Annotated in this window: 2 protein-coding genes; both read right to left on the bottom strand. The window is 67.0% G+C overall.

The features are described from left to right. Positions 1 to 140: 140 nt before the first annotated feature. Positions 141 to 2,000 carry a type VI secretion system baseplate subunit TssF gene (gene tssF, locus FQ755_RS33605; protein ID WP_144161621.1) on the bottom strand — a complete coding sequence of 620 codons (1,860 nt, stop codon included), beginning with the start codon at positions 1,998 to 2,000 and terminating at the stop codon, positions 141 to 143. Then, positions 1,915 to 4,790 (bottom strand): ImcF-related family protein (locus tag FQ755_RS33610; RefSeq protein ID WP_144161624.1); only part of this gene is annotated, 2,876 nt, incomplete at its 5' end. The genes tssF and FQ755_RS33610, both read right to left, overlap by 86 nt.

Genomic DNA, 4,790 nt, shown 5'->3' on the forward strand with positions numbered 1-4,790 from the left:
ATCAGCGCACGCGACACCGGCGATATCGCGGTGGGAATGATATAGGTCGCGCCGGTCGCCCGAAGCTGCAGACAGGCGAACGGCGGAAATGGCCAGTGCGAGGCCAACGCCGGGCGCGCCCCGCGCGATCCTGATTCCCGTCAAAATGGCGCGCCCGTGAAATCGGTGCGCGGATAGACCGTCTCCCGGCCCTCGATGCCCAGTACCAGTTGCATGGACGACTGCAGCGCCGCGTAGCGCCCGAGGAAGTGGCTCAGCACGTCGCCAAACAGCACGGCGTCGCCCGGCCCGGCGAAAGCGCTCGCGTCGAGGTCAACGTGGATGCGCACAACCCGCAGCACGTCACCGCGCCGCAGGACCTCGTTCTGGGAGAAGCGCACCGTGCGGATCGCATCGATGCGCAGGGGAACCGCGTCATCCACGGTCCAGTCGTAGAGTTCGAGCACCTCGCGCAACGCCGGTGCGCCTTCCCCGAGCATCTGGTTGAATTCGTTCATGCCGTTCGCGGCGAAATGGCCCAGCGCGCGCGACTCGTAGCCGGGGTAATAACGCGGCGGATACTGCGGCAGGCTGGGTCCCGTCAGGTTGCGCACCGACGCGATGCCGGTGAAGCCTGACACCGTCTCGGTAATGGTCGCCTCCGAAAGCGCCAGGCGCGGCAGGCGCCCGTTGTTCGCCAATGCGCGCACAGTCAGATGGCGGTCCGGCTGCGGGCGGTCCCCGTCATCGGGTGCGTTGCGATACGTCCCCGCCCAGAGCTGCCCCGCCAGCGTGACCCACAGTTCCCGTCCCACCACGCCGTAGCGCGTAGCGGTATGGAAGTATCGCTCCGGCTTCTCGTAGCGAAGCATCCAGCCGCGGTGCCGGAAGTTCGTAAACGCCTGATAGGCATGCCGTGCACTGTCCTCCGGATGGGTAGCGCTCACCGCAAGCACGTCGTACGGTTCGACATAACCGGCCACGACGGGCTGTGCGAGGATGCGGTGCTCCGTATCATGCCAGCCGGCGGGCTGAAGCGGCAGCGCATCGATCTCGAACAGGTTGATCACGGGCGTGCAGAACAGCCGGAAGCTCTCCCTCCCCACCGGCTGGTCGCCGGGCATGCGGGCATCCAGTTCAATCTCGAAGGTCATCCGCGCCTCCCCCGCCGGCACCATCGTGCTATCGAAGCCGCACAGGTCGACGAAGTGGAATTTCTGCGGAAACACGAAATACTCCAGCAACGTCTGTTCGCGATCGAGCTGCTGGTTGCGTTCGGTATTCGTAGCCGGCCACAGCCGTGTCGACGGACCAAACCCCGCCGCCTCGAAGCGCACCCCGGCGAGCGGTTGCAGCGCGCCGTCGCGTATCGATGGCAGGCGCAGCCCGATCGCGGCGACCTGGCGCGTGAGCGCCGCGTACAGCGCCGCGGCGGCGGGCCGCTCGCCGTGCAGGTACAGGCGGATGCGCGACAGATCCACGTGCTCGCGCTGGTCCCCAAACCAGAGGCCCAGGCTCAGGCGGATGACGGTGCGCCCGTCTGCGCGCACCGCCACCTTCCCGTCCTCGACCGACAGCGGCAGCAACTCGACCGCCTGGGTCGTGCGGAAAGGGCACTGCACCCCATCGGGACCGACCGGTGCCGAGCGCACGACAGCCCCGGCGGGAATCCGCGCCGTAGCCGAACTCCTGCGGTTCAGGGGCGTGCATTCGATGATCGACAGCGACGGGATCGCCCGGGCCATGTGTTCATAGAGGTTATCGAGCAATCCCCCGGTGACCTCCGGCATCGCGTCGTCGAGCTTCATGCGCTTGCGCGCCATCAGGAACGCAAAGGCTTCGTTGACCGCCCGGACCTGCTCGCCGTCCTGCCCGTACAGCATCCCCATGCGGCGTGCGGCGTCGGGTTGGGCCTGGGCGAACTCGGAACCCGCCTCACGCAGATAGCGCATCTCGGCATCGAAATACTTCAGGAACGGATTCCCGCCGTCGCGCTGGGACGATTTCCACGGTGCGGTCATGGTTGTAACCCGGGCGGCAAGGGGGGAGGGACGGCATGCCGGACAACATGCCTGCCCGGCCCGTCACGAAGATGCGCTCCGGCATCCGGAAGCCGCGTAGCTTCAGCAGGTCCAATGGCCCAGCGCCCTCCTGCACCCGCAGCACGTAATGCAGCGGCACCGGCAACATCGCCGAGCCATCGGACGGGGCGACGGGTGCCTTCGTGTCGTCGCTAGCTTCCCCGGCGTGCCAGACCAGTTCGTAGCGGGTATCGTCGAGCTGTTTCACCTGGGCTTTCTCCAGCATCCGCAGGAACGCCCAGTCGCCGGTGGCATCGAACGCAACGCGCAGCCCGGCATCCAGCGTCTCCCAGGTCAGCGACGCGTGCCCGCCCAGGCCATTACCAGGCCACGCAAGCGGCGACCAGGCGTCCCGCTGGTTGAAGTAGACGACCTCATGTCCGTCTACAGTGAGTTCCGTGCGCGTCACGTCCGGCGTGGACTGCGGCATGAGCTCGAAGTGATAGCCGGCTTCGCCCTGCGCATAGAGGTGTGCGCCCATTGGCCCAATGAGCCGCAGCATGGCCAGGAACTTCGGGTCGAACTGCAGCGACTGCGGTGCGAGCTCATTTGGCACCCACTCGTCGCCCTGACGCTTGAGCATGCCGGACAGCTCGCTCTCGATGAAGCGGTTGACCAGCCCCGTATCCGGCCGCACGTAGCGACCGAACTCGGCGAAGGACGCGTCCGCCGTGGTCGGCGAAAACGGATAGCGCGAGGCGAACAGCGACTGGAAGGGCGCCGCCACGCCCGCGCGCCAGGCATCGTTCAGGCTGGCTGCGGCGGGTTGGAGGACCGCCTGCCAGGCTGCGTCGAGCGGTTGTACGAACAGGGCCTGCCCGAAACCCGCCCACTGCGCGCCCAGGCTCGCGGCGGCCAGCGCGGCGTCGTCGCGCGCCTGCGACAGGTCCGAGAGCTTGCCCTGGAACACCGCCTGCGCGAGCGCGCGGGCCATCGACTGCGGGTCTGGGCTGGACTGGATCTGCTGCAGCTTCAGACGGACCGTCGTCTCTGCCGTCAGCACGCGTGAAAGGCTAACGCCGTTAAGCGAGGCGGCAATCCCCGCATTGCCGCTGCCGGTCTTGCTGCTGCCCGCAGCCGGATCTGGCGGGCCTGCGTCACCGAGCAGCGCCAGCAACGGGCCAAACGATTTGTCCAGTGGATTGACCACGACCGCCTCGGCCTGGTCACTGTCGGCGCCTCCCAGCAATCCCTGCGCCTTGCGTACCAGCGTGTCGGTCAACGCCTGTGACGGACGGCCCGCTTCGCCCTGGTACTGAACCGACTTCATGACCGCCAGCAGCGGCGAAGTCTGCGCATCGGTCAGGCGTGTGAGCTGGTCGATTACGGCGGAGAAGCTGTTAGCCGGCATCCACTGGAGGCCGTTGAGCATGGTCGCCCAGGCCGCTGTGTAGTCGGTGAAGTAACGTGTGCGCAGGCGTTGCCTCAGATCATCGACGGCGTGCCGGGTGGCGGCGGTTGCGTCGATCATCGCGGCAGAAGGGCCGTTGCCGGCCAGCACCCAGTCTGCCTCGACGTGCTGCTGCTTCGCGGCGTCGTCGATGGCGTGCTCGATCACGCCCTCCCACGCGGCGCGCGTGAAGATGCCCGGCACTGTCTGCGTGGTCGTAAAGAGACCGTGGGCATCAGTGCCCGCCAGCAGTGTTGCCAGCGACGCGTCGGCGTACCTGCCGCGCGCATCGTCGAGAATGCGCTGGTAAAGCACATCGTCGCTCGCGGCCAGACCGATCTGGTTGACGAGTGTCGTGCGCATCTGGTTGACCAGCGGCATCGATGCGCTGATTCGCCAGGCAGGATGTGTCTTCAGATGATCGGCCCAGAAGCCCGCGAGCTGTTGCGAGATGTCGAGCCATTCTCCCGTACGCATGCCGGCGGGCGCGGGCCATACCTCGAGCAGTTGGGTCTTGAGGAAAGGCGCATCGGTGCGGGCCGGAGTGGCCATCATCAGGTACGCCTCGAGGCGGTTGTAGGCTTGCTGTTGCGCGTCGTGGCTCTGCTGTTCGTCGGCGCGAACCTGCGAGAGTGCGGTGAGCCGGCTTTCCAGCGCCTGCACGACCGGCTGCTGCAGGTTACGTGCGGCAGCATCCTGGTACGGCTGCCATAACGCGCCGAGCAATTCGTCGTTGCGCGAGAGGCCTGCACGCAGATACCAGGGCACGCCATGCTGATGGCGGTATTCGAGCGTATCGATCTGCTGCTGCAGGGCGAGTTGTGCGCGTAGCGCCTGGGGCGTGCCGGGCATGGCGGCGTGCGCGGCATCTGCGCTCGCCTGTGCGGCGTGCATCAGATGCCGGTTGCCGATAAACGAGACCGTCATCGCAGCGCACCAGCCGATCGTCGCGACCATCAAGAGCGCGGCCAGCGTGTTCGGCCAGTAAAGACGGGTACGGCGGCCACGATAATGGAACGCACGTGCCGCGATGTCCTGCCAGACCGGCAGCAGTGCAGGCGGCTGTTCGCGCGCGATCACGCTCGCCGGCATCGCCGGGGCAGACGGGCCTCGCGCTTCATTCCCATCATTCGGCTCAACAAGCGGCACCGGCGCGACCGGGGCGCCCGCAAAGACTGGCGCAAACATGACGCCCGCGAGCGGCGAGCGCAGCCAGTTCGACGAAGCGAGCGCGCGTAGGCTTGCGGCCATCTGTTCGCGATGGTCGCCTACGTACTTCGAGATTTCCAGCAACCATACCGCTTTCTCGCGCGTATAAAGGCGTACGCCCGCGTCTGCCG

The sequence above is a fragment of the Paraburkholderia sp. BCC1885 genome, assembly GCF_900996235.1.
Lineage (GTDB): Bacteria > Pseudomonadota > Gammaproteobacteria > Burkholderiales > Burkholderiaceae > Paraburkholderia.

Coding starts and splice junctions, on each gene's coding strand:
- tssF (WP_144161621.1), bottom strand. CDS start 2,000: ATGACCGCACCGTGGAAATCGTCCCAGCGCGACGGCGGGAATCCGTTC.